At 67.7% G+C, this 20277-nt stretch carries 16 protein-coding genes; 11 read left to right on the top strand and 5 right to left on the bottom strand.

Annotated elements, in window-relative coordinates:
* Window positions 1–23: 23 nt before the first annotated feature.
* Window positions 24–1061, top strand: a complete 1038-nt coding sequence (locus tag GXN78_RS35545) for an LLM class flavin-dependent oxidoreductase (RefSeq protein ID WP_106560470.1) — start codon at window positions 24–26, stop codon at window positions 1059–1061.
* A gap of 126 nt (window positions 1062–1187) precedes the next feature.
* Window positions 1188–2198, top strand: a complete 1011-nt coding sequence (locus tag GXN78_RS35540; RefSeq protein ID WP_106560471.1) for a LysR family transcriptional regulator — start codon at window positions 1188–1190, stop codon at window positions 2196–2198.
* Here GXN78_RS35540 and GXN78_RS35535 read toward each other — a convergent pair.
* Complete coding sequence (locus GXN78_RS35535) at window positions 2158–3111, bottom strand: LysR family transcriptional regulator (RefSeq protein WP_106560472.1); 954 nt, start codon at window positions 3109–3111, stop codon at window positions 2158–2160. The genes GXN78_RS35540 and GXN78_RS35535 overlap by 41 nt on opposite strands.
* Before the next feature lie 100 nt (window positions 3112–3211).
* On the opposite strand from GXN78_RS35535, the gene GXN78_RS35530 reads away from it, so the two are divergent.
* From GXN78_RS35530 to GXN78_RS35510, 5 genes are all read left to right on the top strand, one after another.
* Complete coding sequence (locus tag GXN78_RS35530) at window positions 3212–4297, top strand: TauD/TfdA family dioxygenase (protein ID WP_106560473.1); 1086 nt, start codon at window positions 3212–3214, stop codon at window positions 4295–4297.
* Window positions 4298–4330: 33 nt separating this feature from the next.
* Window positions 4331–5317, top strand: coding sequence for a tripartite tricarboxylate transporter substrate binding protein (locus tag GXN78_RS35525; RefSeq protein ID WP_106560474.1), 987 nt, complete (start codon window positions 4331–4333; stop codon window positions 5315–5317).
* Between the two features lie 8 nt (window positions 5318–5325).
* Window positions 5326–6105, top strand: coding sequence for an alpha/beta fold hydrolase (locus GXN78_RS35520; protein WP_106560475.1), 780 nt, complete (start codon window positions 5326–5328; stop codon window positions 6103–6105).
* An 88-nt stretch (window positions 6106–6193) separates the two neighbouring features.
* Window positions 6194–6751, top strand: a complete 558-nt coding sequence (locus tag GXN78_RS35515; protein WP_239143142.1) for a cysteine dioxygenase — start codon at window positions 6194–6196, stop codon at window positions 6749–6751.
* Window positions 6748–7563, top strand: a complete 816-nt coding sequence (locus GXN78_RS35510) for an enoyl-CoA hydratase/isomerase family protein (RefSeq protein WP_106560477.1) — start codon at window positions 6748–6750, stop codon at window positions 7561–7563. The genes GXN78_RS35515 and GXN78_RS35510 overlap by 4 nt, the downstream gene beginning before the upstream one ends.
* Before the next feature lie 121 nt (window positions 7564–7684).
* On the opposite strand, the gene GXN78_RS35505 is transcribed toward GXN78_RS35510, so the two are convergent.
* From GXN78_RS35505 to GXN78_RS35490, 4 genes are all read right to left on the bottom strand, one after another.
* Entirely contained in the window at window positions 7685–8989 is a 1305-nt protein-coding gene (locus GXN78_RS35505) for a lysine N(6)-hydroxylase/L-ornithine N(5)-oxygenase family protein (protein ID WP_106560478.1), read from the bottom strand.
* Window positions 8971–10092 carry a GNAT family N-acetyltransferase gene (locus GXN78_RS35500; protein ID WP_106560479.1) on the bottom strand — a complete coding sequence of 374 codons (1122 nt, stop codon included), beginning with the start codon at window positions 10090–10092 and terminating at the stop codon, window positions 8971–8973. Before GXN78_RS35500 ends, GXN78_RS35505 begins: the two co-directional genes overlap by 19 nt.
* On the bottom strand, window positions 10089–11069 hold the full coding sequence (locus GXN78_RS35495; protein ID WP_106560486.1) for an alpha/beta hydrolase: 981 nt from the start codon (window positions 11067–11069) through the stop codon (window positions 10089–10091). Before GXN78_RS35495 ends, GXN78_RS35500 begins: the two co-directional genes overlap by 4 nt.
* Before the next feature lie 67 nt (window positions 11070–11136).
* Window positions 11137–13287, bottom strand: a complete 2151-nt coding sequence (locus GXN78_RS35490) for a glycoside hydrolase family 3 N-terminal domain-containing protein (RefSeq protein WP_106560480.1) — start codon at window positions 13285–13287, stop codon at window positions 11137–11139.
* A gap of 129 nt (window positions 13288–13416) precedes the next feature.
* On the opposite strand from GXN78_RS35490, the gene GXN78_RS35485 reads away from it, so the two are divergent.
* The 4 genes from GXN78_RS35485 to GXN78_RS35470 all read left to right on the top strand — a co-directional run bounded on the left by GXN78_RS35485 (window position 13417) and on the right by GXN78_RS35470 (window position 20262).
* Window positions 13417–14700 (top strand): glucoamylase family protein, encoded by a 1284-nt coding sequence (locus tag GXN78_RS35485; RefSeq protein ID WP_106560481.1) that lies wholly within the window; start codon window positions 13417–13419, stop codon window positions 14698–14700.
* A gap of 128 nt (window positions 14701–14828) precedes the next feature.
* Window positions 14829–16250, top strand: coding sequence for a glycoside hydrolase family 15 protein (locus GXN78_RS35480; RefSeq protein WP_239143113.1), 1422 nt, complete (start codon window positions 14829–14831; stop codon window positions 16248–16250).
* On the top strand, window positions 16247–18004 hold the full coding sequence (locus GXN78_RS35475) for an ABC transporter ATP-binding protein/permease (protein WP_106560483.1): 1758 nt from the start codon (window positions 16247–16249) through the stop codon (window positions 18002–18004). The genes GXN78_RS35480 and GXN78_RS35475 overlap by 4 nt, the downstream gene beginning before the upstream one ends.
* Window positions 18001–20262 carry a CocE/NonD family hydrolase gene (locus GXN78_RS35470; RefSeq protein WP_106560484.1) on the top strand — a complete coding sequence of 754 codons (2262 nt, stop codon included), beginning with the start codon at window positions 18001–18003 and terminating at the stop codon, window positions 20260–20262. The genes GXN78_RS35475 and GXN78_RS35470 overlap by 4 nt, the downstream gene beginning before the upstream one ends.
* Window positions 20263–20277 lie beyond the last annotated feature (15 nt).

Below are 20277 nucleotides of genomic sequence, written 5' to 3'. Positions count from 1 at the left end.
GTTCAAAGCCCGGCAAATTGTCCATGGGCTGGTTCATCCCCACGCACGGCGACAGGGCATCCTTCGCCGCGGATGCAGAGGTCAAGTTCTCGCTGGACCACTTCGAGAAAGTTGCGCGCGACGCCGAGGAGGCGGGCTTCGACTATGCGCTCGTGCCGACCACCAAAGACTGCTGGGATGCGTGGATCATCTCGACGTACCTCGCTGCGCGCACCCGAAAGCTGAAGATGCTCGTGGCGCTCAAGCCGGGGTTCGTCCACCCGGTCGCATTGGCCAAGATGGTCGCCACCTTCGATCAGATCGCAGGCGGCGGCCGTTGCTACATCAATCTCATCGCCGGCCAGAGTGCGGAGGATGCCCGCGCAGAAGGTCAGTCGGAGTCAAAAGAAACCCGATATGAGCAACTCGCAGAGGAGGTCATGCTCCTGAAGCGCCTCACGACCGAACGCAGCGTCGAGTTCTCCGGCAAGTTCCACCAGATTCACCATCCCTCGATCCTTCCGAACATGACCGGGTGCCCCCCGTTCTTTCTGGGCGGCGGTTCCGAATTCGCCGCCGAGATCTCAGCCCGGTTCTCGTCGACCCACCTGTTCTGGGGGGACTTCCCGGAACGCATCGCGACGCAGATCAAGGAGATGCGCGAGCGCGCGGCGAAGTACGGGCGTGAGAACGAGCTCCAGTTCGCGATGCGCCTGCAGATCATCTGCCGCGAGACCGAAGCCGAGGCTTGGGACGCTGCCCACAGGCTGGTGGCCAACTCCGAAGCTCGCAAGGCCCGGATGGACGCCAATCGGACGGGATTCGACTCGGTCGCGAATGCCCGACAGCGTGAGCTCGCAGCGCTGAAGGACGGAAAATTGACGACACATCTATGGTCAGGCATTTCGGACGTGCGCACAGGATCGGGGATTGCAGTCGTCGGCAACCCCGACCAGGTGGCCGCCCAGTTGCGTGAGTTCGTCGAAGCGGGATGTTCCGGCTTCTGTTTGTCCGGCTTCCCCCATGACGAGGAAGCTTCGATCTTCGGTCGCTACGTGATGCCGCTGCTCGATCGAAGCTAGCGGCGCCACCCTCCAACATCCAGGTTGACAGCGTGGCGTCACATCGCCACCATTGCCGAACTGCAGGATCATGATCCCAGATTTTGGGACTGTTGGAAGCAGAGGAAGGACAAGCGCGTACACCCTATGAGCCGGTTCAACATTCAAGCGCTGGACTTGAATCTCCTGTCGGTGTTCGTGGTGGTATGGGAGACCAGGAGCGTCAGCAGGGCCGCCGATCGTCTGGCTCTGACCCAGTCGGCGGTCAGCCATGCCCTGCGCAGGCTGCGGCTGCGGCTCGGAGACGCCCTGTTCGTGGCCGGCCGGGCCGGCTTGGTGCCCACACCGATGGCTGCCGAGATCATCGGCCCCGTCCAGGCCGCGTTGCAGCAGATCGCCGGCGCGCTCAGAGTTCGCTCGGCCTTCGATCCCGCAACGGCGGATGTCGAGTTCCGGCTCGGCACGAATGATCTGGTCGAGAGTTGGCTGGCGTCGAGAATCCTGCAGCTGGCCAGCGTGGAGGCGCCGAGCGTGGCGATCCACAGCGTGCCCACCCCGGACCTGGATGCGACCGAGGCACTGCTGGAATCGGGCGACCTTGACCTGGCGATCTCCCGCAGGCCACTTCATGCAGCCAGCATTCGTTGCGAGCCCCTGGCCGATGTCGGATTCGTCACGATGATCCGCAAAGCCGAGGCGCCGTCTTCCGCCGAGATGCCGCTCTCGTTGTACCTCGACCGGCCGCACGTCGTCTTCAGGCTGGACTCTCGAACCAACAGGATCGACGTCGCCCTGTCCAAGTTGGGCTTGCGGCGCCGCGTCGGGGCCTCCGTCCAGACCTACTACGCCATGCTCGCAACGGCAGCGCAGACGGGGTACCTGTGCACGGTGCCTGACAGGATGGGCGGCGGTTTCGCGCGGGCCTTCGATCTGAGCGTGCACACCTTGCCGTTCTCAATCGAACCGGCGTCCCTGTACCTCGTGTGGCACGGGCGCTATGAAGCAGACCCCGCGCTGCTCTGGCTCCTTGCATGCGTGAGGCGGGCGGCCCAGGGCCAAGCGCAAGCGCAGGAATGCCGGATGAAGGTCGAGCCTTCCTCGGGCTTTCAGAGGGGGCTCAAGCGTCGAATCGCAACGCCGAAGAGGACGTTCGGCTGACGGAGACCAGCGGATCCGCCGGCAGCCGTGCCAATTCGTCCAGCATGATCTCGACGAGTGCGTGAGCGGCGGGGGCAAGACTGCGCCCCCTTGGCGTGATGAAGTAGAGATGGCGTTGAATGTTGGGGGCCAGCTGTCGGAAGACCAGCGACCGGCGGGCGATGCTGCGCGCCGCCATCGCCGGCAGAAGCGCAATGCCCAGCCCGCGTTCGATCAGCGGCGCGAGCAGGGGGACGTCGGAGACTTCGTAGGAAGGCCGGCGCGCGGCCTCCGGGAAGCGACGATCCGCATCAACGATGGTTTGCACTCCGTTGATCTTGCTCAGTCCGACGAATGTGCACGATGCCAGGTCCTGAAGTCTGAGCGGTGAGGCCTGCTTCCCCAAGGCGTGATCGCGACAGCAGAGCACGCCGAACCGGTCCGAGACCAGACGCATGACATCGAGCGCTGGATCGGCTTCATGCAGCGTCGTCACGCCAAAGTCGGCCTCGCCATCGAGCACGCTTCTGCGCGCTGCCTCCGTTGCGGCCTCGTTCAGGCGCACCCGTACGCCTGGATGCGCGATCGCCAGCCTCGCCACGGCCGGAGAAAGCACATATGACAGAAAAGAGGTCGCACCGGTCACCACCACAGACCCGGTGTGCAGCGACACCTTCTCGTGCAGGTCGCCCAACGCGCGATCGAGGTCCTCCAGCAATCGTTCGGCGACCGGCAGGAAGCTCCGGGCGTGCCCGGTCAGCAACACCGACCGGGTCGATCGATCGAACAACCGCAGGTCGACCGCCTCCTCCAGCGTCTTGATGGCGGCCGTCAGCGTTGGCGGCGTGACGTGCAGACGCTCCGCGGCACGCACAAAGCTGCCTTCGCGCGCCAGCACGACAAAAGCACGCAGCTGTTTGAAGGTGACGTTCATTCGAATTACTCTAATAGTAGTTCGCAAAGTTTCAATTGTTTTTTTGCTGGTTGACTTCTAGTCTTTGCCCTGAGGCGGAATGCGCCCGACTGGAGACAACATGGAAGCTGAACTGACGAAGCCGCCCCTTGACACCCCACCGGCCCGTATCGGTGGGCCGACCGCATGGAAGGGCCGGGACATGGGTGCCGAGCCCGATAGATGGCTCTTCAGGCTCTCGGACGACGAGCTCACGGAGATCGACGCGGCTGTGGGTCATGTGCGTCAGTCGAGGCTCGCGCTCGGGGACATCACGCCTGAAACCTTCCGCCTCCCGCGATTGGGTGCGCGGCTGAAGCACCTGCTCCAGCATCAATTGCTGCACGGCCCTGGCTTCGCGCTCCTTCGCGGAATTCCTGTCGATCGCTACAGCGTCGAACAGGCCGCGATCGCCTATCTCGGAATCGGCTCCTACCTTGGAACGTTTCGTTCGCAGAACGCGAAGGGCCATCTCTTGGGCCATGTCAGGGACCTGGGCCTCGACATTCGCGAGAAGGGCACACGCTACTACCAAACCACGCGCAGGCTCGACTACCACACCGACTCCTGCGACATCGTGGGCCTGTTGTGCCTGAAGACGCCGAAGTCCGGAGGCGAAAGCCGGATCGTCAGCTCCGTCACGCTGTTCAACGAGATGCTTGCACGCCGGCCCGACCTCGTCGCGCAGCTCTTCCACGCGTTTCCAACGGATCGCCGGGGAGAAGTTCCCCCAGGAATGAGGCCGTGGTTCGAAGTGCCGGTTTTCAACTGGCTGGATCGCCAGCTCACCACCATCTACGTCGGACAGTACATCCGGTCGGCGCAAGAAAACTTTGCCGAAGCACGACGGCTGACCGACGTCGAGATTGAAGCCTTGGACTACCTCGATGCGCTGGCGGACGATGCCGCGCTGCGCCTGGACATGGACTTCCTGCCGGGTGACATGCAATTTCTGCACAACCACCAGATCCTGCATTCCCGAACGGACTTCGACGACTGGCCCGAACCGGAGCGCAAGCGCCACCTGTTGAGGCTATGGCTCGCGCCGCCGAGTGCGCGAAGCCTGCCGGCCTGCTTCGCCGCGCGGTACGGCAGCCTCGAGCCGGGTCAACGCGGGGGCATCGTGACCAAGGAAACCCGGCTGAAGTTCGTGCTTCAGCCGGAATGAGCGCCCGATCGATAACGCTTCAGGAGACAAGACATGCATCCGACCCGACGCCAGATCCTGGGGTGCGCGAGCGCCGCCGCGGCGGTTTCAGCGTTCCCCGCGGCCTGGGGCAACGAGGCTTACCCCAACCGCGCGATCCGCATCATCTCCCCGTACCAGGCGGGCGGCCTGGTCGAAATCCTGGCGCGCACCCTGGGTGAGAAACTCCAGCGCTCGATGGGCCAGCCCGTGATCGTGGAAGCCAAGCCGGGAGCGGGCGGAAACCTCGGCACTTCCTACGTGGCGCGTGCCATGCGCGGGGACCCCTACACGCTGCTGATGGGCGCCAGTGGCCCGCTCGCGCCGAGCGTCACGCTTTACAAGAACCTCGGGTACGACCCGCTGAAGGACCTCACACCCATCACCATGGTCGCAGCGACGCCGTTGGTGCTGTGCGTCAGCGCGTCGAGCAGCGTGCAGACCTTTGCGGATCTCAAGGCCATGCTCAAGGCGACCGGCGCTTCGACGAACTATTCATCGGCCGGGGCGGGCACGCCCCAGCATCTGAGCGTCGAGCTGATGAAGCAGCAGCTCGGAGTCGAAAGCACGCACGTGCCCTACAAGGGCGCCGCACCCGCCGTCACCGCGCTCATCGCCAACGAGGTGACCTTCTCGATCGATCACCTGGTGCTGGTACTGCCGCACATCAAGTCAGGACGGCTGCGAGCCCTTGGCGTCACGTCGCCGAAGCGAGCGCCCGACCTCCCTGAACTGGCGACGCTGCAGGAATCGGGTTTGGCAGGCTACGAGGTGCGCGGCTGGTATGGGCTGCTGGCCCCCGCCGACGTGCCCGATGCGATCGTGCGCAAGCTGAACACGGAATCGGTCAATGCGCTGCGCCAGCCCGACGTGATTGCCAAGCTCGCCAGCGTCGGCTCGGAAAGCGTGGCTGGATCGCCCGATGAATTTCGCAACCTGATCTCCGCCGAGATCGTGAAGTGGCGCGACGTGATCACAAAGAGCCGCATTTCGGTGGATTGAGGACCCGCATGCCATATCTCGATGTCGAAGGTGCGCGCGTGTTCTGGCGCACGGACGGACACCCGGACGCGCCCGCGCTCGTTCTGGCGAACTCCCTGGGAAGCGACACCAGCTTGTGGGACGGGATCGTCCCGCGGCTGATGCAGGACCACCATGTCATCCGGCTCGATCTTCCCGGGCACGGCGCATCGGACGTGAGCGGTACCAAGGCCGCGTGGACGGTGCCGGAACTGGCGCTGCATGTCCTGCGTGCAGCCGATGCCGGCGGTGCCGCGGCGTTCGACTTCGTCGGCGTTTCCATCGGCGGCATGATCGGCCTTCATCTCGCAGCGCGCAGCGGCCGAGTGAACAAGCTCGTCGTATCCAACACGGCTGCGAGCTCCGATCCGGCCATCTGGATGGAGCGCATCCGCATCTCCCGAGAAAAGGGTTTGCAGCCGCTGGTGAGTGGAACCATGCAGCGCTGGTTCGCACCGGAGTTTGTCGCTGCCGACTCGCCGCAGCTCGCCACCATTCGTGAGCATTTCCTGCAGGTGGACCCACGTGGGTACGCAGGCTGCTGTGCCGCGATCCGGGACGTCGATCTGCTGAAGGAGCTCCAGCAAATTCGGATTCCGACGCTCGTCATCTCAGGCAAGAACGACATGGCGATGCCGGCCGGGGCGTCGAATTCCATTGCGAGTGCGATCCAGGGATCGCGTCACCTGGAACTGCCCGTCGCCCACATCCCGCACGTCGAAGACCCCTTGCCTTTTCTCGACGCGGTCAGCACGCACCTGAAGTCCTGAAATGTCCAGCCCATCCGCCATGCAGTCTTCGCGTCTCGCACCGCCGAGCCCACACGAGGGCGGCAAGCTGCTTCGCTTCGTCCGGGCCATGACACACGCGGTGGCTCGCCAGGGGTGGGGCGAAGCGCAGCTTGTGCCCGAGGTGGAGCGCCTCTTGCGCGAACTGGTCGCGAAGGACGACTGGCTCCCCGAAGCCTTCGCTCGAGCCCATCCCGACTTCTATCAGCAGTACCTCCTGTACGGCGATCCATTGGACCGCTTCTCGGTCGTCAGCTTCGTCTGGGGACCCGGTCAGTTCACACCGGTTCACAACCATACGGTCTGGGGTGCCATCGGCATGCTGCGGGGCGCCGAGCTGGGTCAAGCCTTTGGCATCGGTGAATCCGGGCAACCACCGCGGCCTCTTGGGAAGGAGGAACGGCTCGAACCAGGCATGGTCGCACTGGTTTCGCCGTCCATTGGCGATGTCCACCAGGTTCGAAACGCCTATCCGGACCGCGTCTCGATCAGTGTTCATGTGTACGGCGGCAACATCGGCCGGATCCGTCGGCAGGTCTTCGCGATGGGTGACGGCGCGGCCAAGGATTTCGTCTCAGGCTACTCGGGCGATCGGGTGCCGAACCTGTGGGCCGGGGAGGGCGCATGAAAGGTACTTCGCTCGCCGTATCGCGTGAGGGTGAGTTCACGATCCTGACGCTGGATCGTCCCGCGGTCGGCAACGCGCTCTCCGCAGCGCTGGTCGAAGAACTCGACGCTGCCCTTGCGGCCGCGGAGGCCGACGGAAGCCGTCTGGTCGTCATCCAAGGAGCGGGCAAGAGTCTCTGCACTGGATTCGATCTGTCCGGGCTGGATGCTGAATCCGAGGACAGTCTCCTTGCGCGCTTCGTTCGATTGGAACTGCTGCTGCAACGACTTCACACAGCGCCGTTCGCCACGCTGGCCCTCGCGAAGGGAAGGGTCGTGGGCGCTGGCGCCGATCTGTTCGCAGCGTGCGAGTATCGCTGGATTGTCGACCATGCCTCGTTCGCCTTTCCAGGCGCCGGCTTCGGGCTGGTCCTGGGGACAGGGAGACTGGCGAAATTGGTCGGTGCCTCGCGCGCACGCGAATGGATCTGCAGCGGACGAGTCATTTCCGCGGAAGAGGCCACTTCGGGTGGACTAGCGAACGACCGGAAATGGGGGGCGGAGATCGGCGAGGCGCAAGAACGCTTGCTGCAACAGCAGCTACGACTTGAGCCGGAGACCCATCGGAGAGTTCGTGCTGCAAGCCTGGAGCGGGACTCGTTTGGCGCAGCCGCTGCCGACATGCTCGCGCTGGTCCAGTCGGCAGCGCGCCCGGGCCTCAAGGAAAGGATCTTTCGATACCGAGCGCAAGCAATCCGAGAGCGTCAGGCGAGCCAGGAGAACACGGATGCCAAGTCATCGCGAAAGCCCTCCTTGCATCTGCGCGAAGGGTGAAACGTGGCCAGAACCCTGAAGGCCCTCGTTTGCATGCTGTTGGTGGTGACCGGCGCCGGCATGGTTGGCGCGGCGGGGGCGGCGCCGGCTTGACCTGTCAACGCCGCTTCGTAGCTGGGGCCTAGATGCGCACGGCCCGGCCTTCTTCCGCCTCCTCCTCCGCCGAGCTGCGGGCGGCGTGCGCACCCAGCAGCGCGGCGCCGATCTCGCCGGTGCGCACCGAGGTCACCGACAGCAGCGTGTCGCTCAGGCCGTGCGTGGTCTCGCAGGCGCCCTGCAGGAAGACGGAGGGGCGGAAGTCCGGCGTGCCCTGGAGCCGGTAGTGGCGGTCGACGGTGAAGGCGCCCAGGTAGGGCGCCAGCGGCCCCAGCAGGGCCTTGTGCCGCTCGCGCGAGTAGCCGGTGGCCAGCACGACCGCGTCGTAGCGCACCGTGCTCTCGCGCTGCGCATTGAGGTCCAGCAGGGTGAGATGAATGCCGTCTGCGGCGGCGCGCACGCTGCGCACGTCGTGGCGCCGCAGGAAGCGCACCCGCTCTTCGCCGCTGACCCGCTGCTCGTAGAGGATCTTGAACATCTGCTGCACAAGCTCGAGGTCGGGCGCGGCGTAGTTGGTGTGCCAGAACTCCTCGATCAGCGCGGCGCGCTCCTTGTCGGGGCGGCTGTACATGTAGTCGGTGAAGTCGACGTTGAAGATCTCGTTGACGAAGGGACTGTCGTCCGAGGGGCGCATCGAGCGCGCCCGCATGATCAGGTCGACCTTGGGCGCCCCCGGCCGGCCCTGCAGGTCCATGAAGATCTCGGCCGCGCTCTGGCCCGCGCCAATGATGGCGATGCGCCCGGCGCCGGACTGCCGGGCGATCTCGCCCAGGTAGCGGCTGGAGTGGAAGACGCGCGGGTCGTCGCGCAGCGGGCGAAAGCAGTCGGGGATGTTGGGCGCGCCGCCGATGCCGATCGCGAGGTTGCGCGCCAGCCGCTCATGCACCTGGCCCGCGCCGTCGCGCGAGCGCACGCGCAGCAGCGCGACCTCGCGGCCGGACTTCTCCGGCAGCACCTCGACCACCTCTTCGCCGTAGGCGCAGATGTCGTCGAACTGCGCAGCCGCCCAGCCCAGGTAGTCGTTGAACTCGCGGCGGCTGGGGAAGAAGGTCTTGAGGTTGATGAAGTCCTGCAGGCGCTGCTTCTCGTGCAGGTAGTTGACGAAGGTGAAGCGGCTGGTCGGGTTGCGCAGCGTCGCCAGGTCCTTCAGGAACGAGATCTGCATGTGCGCCTGGTCCAGCATCATGTCCTTGTGCCAGGCGAAGCCGGGCTGCTTCTCGATGAACATGGCCTCGATGGGGCGGCCGCTGGGCCGCTTCTCCTCGATGGCGATGGCCAGCGCGAGGTTGGACGGACCGAAGCCGATGCCGATCAGGTTGTGGACTTGCATGGGATTTCCTTGGGGTGAGGGGAGACCTCGGGCTGGGGGATCCACAAGGCCTCCCCGAAGAAGCGCTCGCGCAGCAGCAGGCCCAGCACGGCGCGCTTGTGCGGGAAGTCGAACTCCTTGAGCAGCGCGTAGCCGCAGCGCGCCAGGCTCTTGCGCATCTTGTGGTTGTCGGCGCGCGGCTCGATCACGATGCGCTGCGTGCGGCAGTCGTCGAGGAAGAGGTAATGCGAGATCGACGGCATCCAGGCCGTGAGGAAGGGCCGGCCGCGAAAGCGCGCCTCGCCGATCAGCACATGCCAGCCGCGGTCGTGGTCGCCGGCCTCGCAGAAGGGCGCGATGCGGTCCTCCTTGGCCCAGTAGGCCTCGAAGTAGCCGAAGGGCTCGTCGTCGAAGCTGCCGATCAGGCCCAGCACGTGCGGGTCGGCGGCGATGCGCTCGACGTAGGTACGGTGCTTCGCCAGGTCGCCCTCTTCCTGCCAGAACTGCGCCACCACCGGATCGTTCATCCAGCGGCTGAAGGTGGGGAGGTCGCGGGCGAGGTCGATGCTGCGCAGGGTGAGCGTGCGTGCGAGCCAGGGGATGTATCGGCGGTAGACGACACCGGCCGGCTTGGGCGGGCGGCGCGGATGGCGCCTTCCTTCCGTCACGGCGTACTGCAGGGCGCGGGGCTCGCGCGCGGCCGGCAGCCACAGGCGCGGCTGTTGCCACAGGGCGTCGCGCTCTGCGATCGGGCGGGCGCTGCGCGCGCCGGTCACGACGCCGGTATCTCGCAGTGCCGATGGCACCGGGCCCGCGAGTGCGAGGCTGGCGTGCTGCGGATGCAGGATGAAGGCGGCTTCAAGGGCCGCGAGCAGATGCGCTTCCTCGGGCTCCGCCGCACAGGGTCCCAGCCATTCGAGCGCCGGCGCGCCGCCCGTGTCGCGCAGCAGCCAGCGGTCGTGCGCGCGTTCGCCGGGCGGGCCGACGAGCAGCTGGCGCCCCACGCGCTGCACGCCGAGGGCCTGACCGTCGGGGTGCGCGGTGAAGCCCCAGTCGGCATCGAACGCCGCATTTCGGTCCGGCAGGAGGGCGGATGCGGCGGCCGGCACAGGTTCTTGTTTCACTTCGACAAGACGGGCGGGACCGACGGATGTTCAGCCGGCCGTGCCGGGGCGAAGGCCTTGGCCAGCACCTGCGCGAGCCGGCGGCGCAGCGCGCCGGCTTCGTCGACCACGTTCGAGAGCCTGGCGAAGTCGTGCACCATGCCGGCGTAAACCTGGACCTCGACCGGCACGCCAGCGGCGGCCAGGCGCTCTCCGTAGCGGCGGCCCTCGTCGAGCAGCGGGTCGTATTCCGCGAGCGCGACATGGGCCGGTGCGAGTCCCGAGAGGTTCGCGGCCGCGAGCGGCGCGAAGCGCCAGTCGAGCCGGTCCACGTCGCTGCGCAGGTACTGGCGGAACATCCATTGCAGGTTGTCGTGCTCCAGCAGGTAGCCGCTGGCCAGGCGCCGGTGCGAGTCGCTGTCCTGCCAGGCGGCCGTGCACGGATAGAGCAGCAGCTGCAGCAGGGGCTGCGGCCGGCCGGCGTCGCGCTCGGCGATGCACAGGGCCGCGGCCAGCGTGCCGCCGACGCTGTCGCCGCCGATCGCGATGCGCCGGCTGTCCAGTCCATGCGCGGGGCCGTTGCGCAGCAGCCAATGGAGAGCGTCCTGCGCGTCATCGAAGGCCGCAGGGAAGCGGTACTCGGGCGCCAGCCGGTAGTCGACGGCGAGGACCGCACACGGCGCCTCGTGCGCCAGCGTGCGGCACAGCCCATCGTGGGACGCCAGCCCGCCCAGCACATAGCCGCCGCCATGGAAGAAGAGCAGGGTGGGCTCGCGCGCGCCCGTCGCCTTGCCGCGGTACAGCTGCGCCGGGATGCGCAGGCCGTCCCGCCCGTCGAACTGCAGCGCCTCCACCGCCACCTCGGGGCCGGGCGGGTCCAGCGCCAGCGTGGAGCGGTCGTAGGCCGCGCGGGCCTGCTGCGGCGACATGGCGCGCATCGGCTGTGGCTGGGCGTTGGCGAGCTCGAGAAAGGCCTCGAGGTCCGGGTGCAATGGCATCGCGCTGTCCTCCTGGTTCGCCGACGCGGTGGTCGGCTCAGGCATGACGGGCGCGCCCCGGATTTGTTCAGCGCGTGTCGATCTCGATGGTCTGGCGCAGCAACCCGGTTTGATCGGCACTCGGTCCGACGAGGATCTCCACCTCGCCCGCCTCGAACAAGGGCTGCAGGTCCGGCCCGAGGTAGCGCAGCTCGGCCGCCGGCAGCTCCAGCGTCACCGAGCCGGCTTCGCCGGGCCTCAATCGCAGCTTGGCGTAGCCTTTTAGTTCCAGCAGCGGCCGGGTGACGCGGCTGACCTTGCGACGAGCGAACAGGAAGACCGTCTCTTCGGCCTCGCGCGCGCCGACGTTGCGCAGGCTGACGCTGATCGTCATCGTGTCCTGCTCGCGCACGCGCCGCGGCTCGACCTGAAGCTCGTCGTAGCTGAACCGCCCGTAGGTCAAGCCGTGGCCGAAGGCATACAGCGGCGTGTTGTCGACGTCCAGGTACTTGCTCGTGTAGTGGTCGGCGGGATTCATCGGCCGGCCGGTGGGACGCTCGCCGAAGCAGATCGGCACCTGGCCGAGGGTGCGCGGCCAGCTCATCGGCGTGCGGCCGCCGGGCGTTGCCCGGCCCGTGACCACGTCGGCAATCGCATGGCCAGCCTCGACGCCGAGGAACCACGCAGCCAGCAGCGCATCGGCGTGTTCGGACAGCCAGGGGACGACGAGCGGGCGGCCCGAAAACAGGACGACGACGACGGGGATGCCTAGCGAATGTGCTCGGGCTATCACCGCTTCGGCCAGCGCCTGCTGCAGCCCGGGAAGCGCGGGGGTGGCGCGGCTCGCCGCCTCGCCGCTCATCGTGGCGCGCTCGCCCAGGCACAGCACGACGGCGCCGGCACCGTCGCAAAGCAGGACGGCGGCTTCGATGCCGCTGTCGTCGGCGCCCTCGATGGCGACGCCGGGTGCATGGCGCAGATCGGTGTGCGGCAGCGCGGCGCGCAGGCCGGCAAGCACGCTGACGGCGGGCTCGTGTTCGCCGGCACCCCACCACGGGCCCTTCATCTCGGTGCTGGCGTCGGCCAGCGGACCGATGACGCACAGCGTCTTCGCCGCCGCCGGCAAAGGCAGCGTGTCGCGCTCGTTCTTCAGCATGACGATGGCCCTGCGCGAGACGTCGCGCGCCAGCGCGTGCCGCTCGGCGACAGCCGTCGCGGGCTCCGGCGTCGTGCCGCGGCGGTAGGGGTCGTCGAACAGGCCGAGCTGCTCCTTGAGCCGCAACACGCGGCGCACGCACACGTCGATCTCCTCGATCGTCACCCGGCCCTGCTCGAGCGCGACCGGCAGACCCTTGCGGTATGCGTCGGCCATCATGTCGATGTCGACGCCGGCCTTCAGCGCCAGCACCGCGGCATCGGCGAGATCGGCGGCGACCCCGTGCTTGATCAACTCCGCGATCGCGTTGTAGTCGCTGACGATGACGCCGTCGAAGCCCATCTCGCCGCGCAGCCAGTCACGCAGCAGGGGGATGTGTGCCGTCATCGGCACGCCGTTGAGATCGGTGAAGGCCGGCATCAGCGTCGCGACGCCGGCGCGGACCGCGGCCGCGAAGCCCGGCAGGTGCACCTCGTGCAAGGTGCGCTCGGAGATGTCCACGGCGGCGTATTCCCGCCCCGCGTTGACCCCGCCGTAGGCGACGAAGTGCTTCGCACAGGCGGCCAGCGATTCGGCCGACGACAGGTCGGCCCCCTGGAAACCGCGCACCTTGGCCTGCGCGATGCGCGCGTTGAGCCAGGCGTCCTCGCCCGGCCCTTCCGCGGTGCGGCCCCAGCGGGGATCGCGCGACACGTCGAGCATCGGCGCAAAAGTCATCGCCAGGCCTTCGGCCGCGCCTTCGCGCGCGGCCTCGCGCGCCGTGCGCTCCCAGAGGGTTTCGTCGAAGATGCCGGCCTCCGCGAGCGGGATCGGAAAGAGCGTGCGATGGCCGTGGATGATGTCCAGGCCGATCAGCAGCGGAATGCCGAGCCGTGACTTCTCGACGGCCAGTCGTTGCATTTCGTGCGTGGGGCCGGCGCCGACCATGTTCAGCAGATTGCCGACGCTGCCGTCGATGATCGACTGCGTGGAATCCCCCGCGAGCACCGGCCCGGTGACCGTATAGCTGGAGGCAGTCATCGTCAGCTGGCCCAGCTTTTCGGACAGCGTCATCCGGGCCATGAGGGTGTCGATACGACTCATCGGAGAACTCCAAAGCGGAACCCAAGGGGGCTCAATAATGGCATGCTGCGGGGGGCGATCGGCCGCATGGCGCCGACGACTCGATGAAACCAAACGTGACACCCACCCACTCGACGAGAGGAGAAGTTCGTGTTGAAGGATGACAGAGACCCGAAGGCACTGGCAGCCCTGCCTGATGAAGCCTTGATCGAGGCCGTGCAGCGCCAGACCTTTCGCTATTTCTGGGACGGTGCGGACGCCGCCAGCGGGCTGGCGCTCGACCGCCGCACGCTCGCGGGCGACACCGATGGAGACAAGGCCGCGATCGGTGGCACGGGCTTCGGCGTCATGGCCTTGATCGTCGCGGTCGAACGCGGCTGGGTCACGCGGGACGCAGCCCTGGATCGCCTGCGGCGCATGCTCGACGCCCTGTTCCGCGCCACGCGCTACCACGGCACCTTCGCGCACTTCATCCACGGCCCGAGCGGCGCGACGATCCCGATGAGCCCCAAGGACGACGCGGGCGATCTGGTCGAGACCTCCTTCCTCATGATGGGCCTGCTGTGCGTGCGCCAGTATTTCAGCGAGGACACGGCCGCAGCGCGCCGGCTGCGTGGCGACATCGACACGCTGTGGCACGAGGTCGAATGGGACTGGTTCACCCAGGGCGGGCAGGACGTGCTGTACTGGCACTGGAGCCCGAACCACGGCTGGGCGATGAACCATCAGATCCACGGCTGGAACGAGTGCCTCATCACCTACTTCCTGGCCGCGGCCGCCCCGCGCCATGCGATCGATCCCCGCGTCTACCACCGCGGCTACGCTTCCGGGCCCGACTTCATCAACGGGCGGCAGTACTATGGCATCGACATGCCGCTGGGCTCGGCGTACGGCGGGCCGCTGTTCTTCACGCACTACTCGTTCTGCGGCCTCGATCCGCACGGCCTGAAGGATCGCTACGCGGACTACTGGGATCTCAACAGCCGCCACGTGCGGATCAACCGCGCGCACTGCATCGCCAATCCCCGAAGCTACCCGGGCTACGGCGAATCGTGCTGGGGCCTGACGGCCAGCGACGACCCCGACGGCTACCTCGCGCACGACCCGAACAACGACAACGGCACCATCTCGCCGACGGCTGCGCTGGCTAGCCTGCCGTATGCACCCGCCGAAGTGATGCAGGTCCTGCGGCATTTCCTGGCCGTGCATGGCACGCGGGTGTGGAAGGACTACGGCTTCGTCGATGCGTTCTGCGAACGGCGCGGCTGGTTCGCCGAAACCCATCTCGCCATCGACCAGGGCCCGATCGTCGTGATGATGGAGAACCATCGAACGGGCCTCCTGTGGAAGCTGTTCATGAGCGCGCCCGAAGTGCAGGCCGGGCTGCGGCGCCTGGACTTCAGCAGCCCGCATCTCGTGGCACCGGAAGCATGAGCCGCCGGGCCGCTCCCAAGGCGAATGGCACCGCAGCCGAAGGCGAAGGTACTCCGGTGAGCCGCCGGGACGCTCCCAAGGCGAGTAGCACCGCAGCCGAAGGCGAAGGTACTCCGGTGCGCTCCAGCGTGACGAGCCTGCAAGACCCGGCGTTCGAGTCCTGGCTCGAAACACAGCTGGGCCATTCGGCGAGTGCGATGCTGACCAGCATCTCGCCGGTCTCGATCGTCAAGCATCGCCCGGGCTTCGGCCATACCGTGCGGCCGATCGCCGGTGCCATCATCGCCTCGCCCGTCCTCGGCAGTTACGACCCGGACCCGGACTACTTCTTTCATTGGTTCCGCGACTCCGCTGTCGTCATCGATGCGCTGCGGCTGCTCTACGTCGACCGGCGCATCGGCGACGAAGCCCTGCAGCACCTGCGCGACTTCACCCGTTTCAGCCTTGCAGTGAACCGGCTCGACGGCCGCGCGGTTGCCGCGGTGCCCGACCGCACGGCGCGCGTGGCCCCCGACCTGCTGCAGTACCTGCGCGAGGGCGATGACCTCGCGAGCGTCCACGGCGATGCCGTCGTCGCCGAGACGCGGGTGAACCCCGACGGCACGCTCGATGTCTTGCGATGGGCACGCCCCCAGCACGACGGGCCGCCGCTGCGCGCGCTGGCGCTGCTGCGCTGGGTGGCCGGCGGGCACCTCGACGCGCCGCTGCTGGCGGAGGTCACCGCCCTGATCCGCTTCGACCTCGACTTCACGCTGCGTCACTGGCGCGAGCCGTCCTACGACATCTGGGAGGAAGAAAGCGGCCATCACTACTACACGCTGCGCGTCTCGGCCGCCGCGCTGGCCGAAGGCGCGGCGTGGCTGCAGGGCTTGGGCGACACGGCGCAGGCGCAGCGCTGCCGGGAGGAGTCGCAGGCCGTGCTGAGCCTGCTCGACGGCTACTGGGTGGACGAAGGCGCACACGATCGCGACGCGGCGCACGGCTACTACCGTTCGCGCGTGCTGGCGGACGACCAGCCCAGTTCGAAGGCGCTGGACATCGCGGTGGTCCTCTCGGCGATCCACAGCGTCGACCACGCCGTCACGCACGGCGCGGCCGCTTCGGGCACGCAGGCCACGCATGGCCCGACCGCCCCCCGCATGCAGGCCACGCTGGCGCGACTCGAAGCGCTGTTCGATGCGGCCTATCCGATCAACCACGGCCGTAGCGCAGGCCGTGGCCCGGCGATGGGCCGGTACGCCGGCGACGTGTACTACTCGGGGGGCGCGTACTACTTCTCGACGCTCGGCGCCGCCGAGTTCTGCTTCCGCGCCGCGGCGGCGGCGGGCGGCGATGCAGGCCATTGGAGCCATTGGACAGGGCGCGGCGACGCCTACCTCGCCACCGTGCGCGCCTACACGCCGGCCGGTGGCGATCTGTCGGAGCAGTTCGACCAGCGCAGCGGCGCACAGACTTCGGCGAAGCAACTGGCCTGGAGCCACGCCGCGTTCATTTCGTGTGTCTTCGCGCGCCGCCTCGCGATTGCATACCGGGAGCCGCGGCGTCGATGAGCGCAGCGCCGCAGACCCCTGCCGAGCTGGCCGCGAAGACCGGTGTCGTCCGTCAGGTCCGCGAGTTGCTCGGCGCCTTGCGCGTGTCCGCGGTCAGGAGAACGCTGGCCGCGCTGACGGGCGGGATCGTCGTGGTCATCGCGATCACGGCGTATGGGCAGATCGAGCTCAATAGCTGGAACAAGCCGTTCTACGACGCGATCTCGCGTCGCGACGTGGGCGATTTCATCATGCAGGTCGGCATCTTCGCGGTGATCGCGGGCGGGCTGCTGGTCTTGAACGTTGCACAAAGGTGGCTGGTCGAAACCTTGCAGCTGAAGATGCGCGAGGCCCTGGTGACCGACCTCGTGGGGCTCTGGCTGCAGCCGCGCCGAGCGTTCTGGCTCCAGGGCAGCGGCCCCATGGGCGCCCATCCGGATCAGCGCATGCACGACGACACGCTGAAGCTGTGCGATCTGTCGATCGGCCTCGGCGTCGGTCTGCTGCAGGCGGCGATGCTGTTCGGCAGCTTCGCGAGCGTGCTGTGGGTCCTGTCCAAGGACTTCAGCATCTTCTTCGACGGCCGGGACCATGCCCTGCCTGGCTTCATGCTGTGGGCCGCGATTGTCTATGCGATCGGCGGCTCGCTGATGACCTACTGGATCGGCAGGGGCCTGGTCTCGCGCAACGCCGAGCGCTACGCGCGCGAAGGCGAATTGCGCTTCTCGCTGACCCGCATCAACGAGCATCTCGACGGCATCTCGCTGGCCGCCGGCGAGGCCGACGAGAAGCGCCGCGTTGCCATGCATCTCGGCGACGTCCTGCAGGCCACCTCGCGCGTGGTGCTCGGGCTGACCAACCTGACCTGGGTCACCTCGGGCTTCGGCTGGGTCACCGTCATCGCGCCGACGCTGGTGGCCGCACCGCTGTACTTCTCGGGGAAGGTTTCGTTCGGCGGCCTGATGATGGCCGCCGCTGCCTTCACGCAGGCGCAGTCGTCGCTGCGCTGGTTCGTCGACAACTTCAGCCTCATTGCCGACTGGCGCGCCACGCTCCTGCGTGTCGCCGGCTTGCGCCAGGTGCTGGCGTCCGATCTGGAGGCACTGCCGGACGGCAGCCGCATCGCCTATGCGGAGAGCGAAGCCGGAACCCTCGCGATCGAGGCGCTCGAGGTCCGCGCCTGGACCGGGCACGATCGGCTGGACGCCGGAGCGCTCGTCATGCACGCCGGTCAGCGCCTGCTGATCCTCGGCACGCCGGGCACCGAGAAGACCTTGCTGTTCCGGGCGCTCGCGGGCCTGTGGCCCTGGGGCTCCGGCACCGTGCGCCGGCCCCGCGGCGAGACGATCCACTACATGCCGCGCGGCACGCCCTACCTTCCCCGTGGCACGCTTGCCGAAGCGCTGTCGTATGCGATGGAGCCGTATCCGAGGGAAGCCATGGTGGCCGCACTGGCGAGCGTGGGCCTCCAGCGGCTGGCACCCTTGCTGGAAACGACAGGGCGCTGGGAACGCGAGCTCAGCATGGACGAGCAGCTGCGGCTGGGCTTCGCCCGCGTGGTGCTGCAGGCGCCGCCCTGGCTGGTGATGGACGAAGCCTTCGGCGCGTTCGACGACGACACGCTCGAACTCATCATCGACGTGCTGACGACCAAGCTCGCGCACACAGGCATCGTGCACATCGGCTCGGCCGGAGAAGCGCACGACCGGCTGTTCACACAGGTGGTGCACCTGGTCAAGGTGCCGGACGCGGTGCCCGAGGAGCTTCGGTCATGAACCTCCTTGCGCGTCGTGCCCTGGTGCTGCTGGCGCTTTCGCTGCCGGCCTGGGCCTGGGCGCTGGATTTCGGCTTCCGGCCACCGCGCGACCCCGACGATCCCGCTGCAGTGGACCTGATGCGGGATCTCGCGCAGCGCATCGTGCCGGTCTACCAGGAGGCCGACACCGATGCCTTCCTGGCCAACATGACCGCGCTGCAGATCGTCAGCGGCACCTACCGTGCCGCCTCCGACAGCAGCAGGTCCTTGCGCAGCCGCCAGCAAGGCAAGCCCTTCGACGGCCTGGCCGAGCGCGCGATCGTCGACGGCATCTATGCGCGTGCGCGCGCGCTCGAAGCGAACGAGCGCCTCGACTTCGCCAAGGCTTTCGCGCGCGCGTTCCAGGAGCTGGTATCGCCGCTCGACAACGCGCAAGCCGCGGCCATCATGGCGCGGCTCGAAACCCCGCTGGCGGTGTACAGGGAGCCGGTCCGGCAGGCCTTCGATCGCTGGCGCGCGAAGGGCAGCCTTCCGCAGGCCGATGCCGTGGCGCTCGTGCGCACCTGGCTTGGGTACGAGTCGCGCCGCAGCTTCAGTGCGTTGTTGCCCGAGCTGATCGCGGCGGAAAACCGCGGCCGCTACCTGGCGGAGGCCGACGTCCGGATTCCCGTGCGGGGGGGTATCGTCATCCATGCCAATGTGGTCCGGCCGGGCGGCGCGAAGGGCGCCCTGCCGACGCTGCTGCGCTTCACGCTCGATCCCGCAGAGGACGACGCGCAGCGCAGCGCCGTCAAAGGCTACGTCGGCGTCACGGCGTACGTGCGAGGACGCACGCCTGACGGCAAGGGCGCCGTGTGGCCGTTCGTTCGCGACGGCGAAGACGCCGCGGCGGTCATCGACTGGATCGCGCGGCAACCGTGGAGTGACGGCCGCGTCGCCATGCTCGGCGACGGCTACTCCGGCTACGCCGCCTGGGCCGCGGCGCGCCGGAAGCCGGCGGCACTCAGGGCCATCGCGACGATCGCGCCGATGGCGCCGGGCATCGACTTCCCGATGGCCGGACAGATCTACCGCAACGCCATGGTCCGCTGGGCGCAGGAGCACGCGGCTGACGAGCCCCTGCGAGCCGACGCCGACGCCAGCCCGGACGCGGTCTGGCAGGAGCTCGACGCGCGCTGGTATCGCGGCAAGCGCCCTTATTGGGACGTGGACCGCGTCCTGGTGGGCAAGCGCAGCAGGCTGATCCGAACCTGGCTGACGCACCCCAGCCACGATCTCTACTGGCGTAAGTTTTTGCCAAGCGCGGAGCAGTTTGCGCAGATCGACATCCCGGTGCTCGGCATCGCCGGCTACTACGGCGCCGAGGCCGGCGCACTGTACTTCCACAACGAGCATCGCCGCAACCGGCCGCAGGCCGACACGACGCTGCTGCTCGGCCCCTACGACGCGGCCTCGATCCGGCTGGGCACGGCGGCGCAGCTGCGCGGCTACACGGTCGACCCCGTCGCACGCGTCGATCTGCCCGAGCTGCGCTACCAATGGCTCGACCACGTCCTCAAGGGAGCGAAGAAGCCCCCGCTGCTGCAGGGCCGCGTCAACTACCAGGTGATGGGCGCCGATGAGTGGCGCCATGAGCCGACGCTGGACTCGCCGGTTCGCACCCGGCTGCGTCTGTACCTCGACACCCGCGAGCGCAACGGCCCGCATCGTCTGTTGCCGTCGCCGCCCGATGACGGTGGTAGCACGCGACTCTTGGTCGATCTCGCCGATCGCCGTGACGCGCGCATCCCGTGGCCGGACGCGCTGCACGGCAAGCAACTGCCGATGCGCAACAGCATCAGCTTCGTCAGCGATCCGCTGCCGAAGGACACCGAGATCGACGGCAGCCTGCGCGGCGAGTTCGACATCACGCCCTCGCGGCAGGACGTGGACCTGATCGTTTCGCTGTACGAGCAGACGGCGAGCGGCGAATACCAACTGCTGTTCGAACCCTACGACTTTCGCGCCAGCTATGCCGGCCATCGCGTGTATCGCCGGCTTCTTCGGGCCGGCGAGCGCCAGTTGCTTGCGTTCACCGCCGAGCGCGTGACCGCTCGCAAGCTGGCGGCGGGCAGCCGCATCGTGCTGGTGATCGGCATCAACAAGCGCCCCGACCGGCAGATCAACTACGGCAGCGGCAAGGACGTGAACTCGGAGTTCATCGCCGACGCGAAACGGCCTGTGCGCGTGCGCTGGCATGCGGGCAGCCACGTCGAGATCCAGAACGGAAAGCCCTGAGGGCAGTGAAACTGG

The sequence above is a fragment of the Variovorax sp. WS11 genome (assembly GCF_010499245.1).
Taxonomy (GTDB): domain Bacteria; phylum Pseudomonadota; class Gammaproteobacteria; order Burkholderiales; family Burkholderiaceae_C; genus Variovorax.
The sequence above is the reverse complement of the archived record's forward strand: the minus strand, read 5'-3'. Positions and strand labels throughout refer to the sequence as shown.

Excerpts from the sequence above, each read along its gene's own strand:
- GXN78_RS35545 (WP_106560470.1), top strand. The coding sequence starts at position 24 with ATGGGCTGGTTCATCCCCACGCACGGCGACAGGGCATCCTTCGCCGCG.
- GXN78_RS35540 (WP_106560471.1), top strand. The coding sequence starts at position 1,188 with ATGAGCCGGTTCAACATTCAAGCGCTGGACTTGAATCTCCTGTCGGTG.
- GXN78_RS35535 (WP_106560472.1), bottom strand. The coding sequence starts at position 3,111 with ATGAACGTCACCTTCAAACAGCTGCGTGCTTTTGTCGTGCTGGCGCGC.
- GXN78_RS35530 (WP_106560473.1), top strand. The coding sequence starts at position 3,212 with ATGGAAGCTGAACTGACGAAGCCGCCCCTTGACACCCCACCGGCCCGT.
- GXN78_RS35525 (WP_106560474.1), top strand. The coding sequence starts at position 4,331 with ATGCATCCGACCCGACGCCAGATCCTGGGGTGCGCGAGCGCCGCCGCG.
- GXN78_RS35520 (WP_106560475.1), top strand. The coding sequence starts at position 5,326 with ATGCCATATCTCGATGTCGAAGGTGCGCGCGTGTTCTGGCGCACGGAC.
- GXN78_RS35515 (WP_239143142.1), top strand. The coding sequence starts at position 6,194 with ATGACACACGCGGTGGCTCGCCAGGGGTGGGGCGAAGCGCAGCTTGTG.
- GXN78_RS35510 (WP_106560477.1), top strand. The coding sequence starts at position 6,748 with ATGAAAGGTACTTCGCTCGCCGTATCGCGTGAGGGTGAGTTCACGATC.
- GXN78_RS35505 (WP_106560478.1), bottom strand. The coding sequence starts at position 8,989 with ATGCAAGTCCACAACCTGATCGGCATCGGCTTCGGTCCGTCCAACCTC.
- GXN78_RS35495 (WP_106560486.1), bottom strand. The coding sequence starts at position 11,069 with ATGCCATTGCACCCGGACCTCGAGGCCTTTCTCGAGCTCGCCAACGCC.
- GXN78_RS35490 (WP_106560480.1), bottom strand. The coding sequence starts at position 13,287 with ATGAGTCGTATCGACACCCTCATGGCCCGGATGACGCTGTCCGAAAAG.
- GXN78_RS35475 (WP_106560483.1), top strand. The coding sequence starts at position 16,247 with ATGAGCGCAGCGCCGCAGACCCCTGCCGAGCTGGCCGCGAAGACCGGT.
- GXN78_RS35470 (WP_106560484.1), top strand. The coding sequence starts at position 18,001 with ATGAACCTCCTTGCGCGTCGTGCCCTGGTGCTGCTGGCGCTTTCGCTG.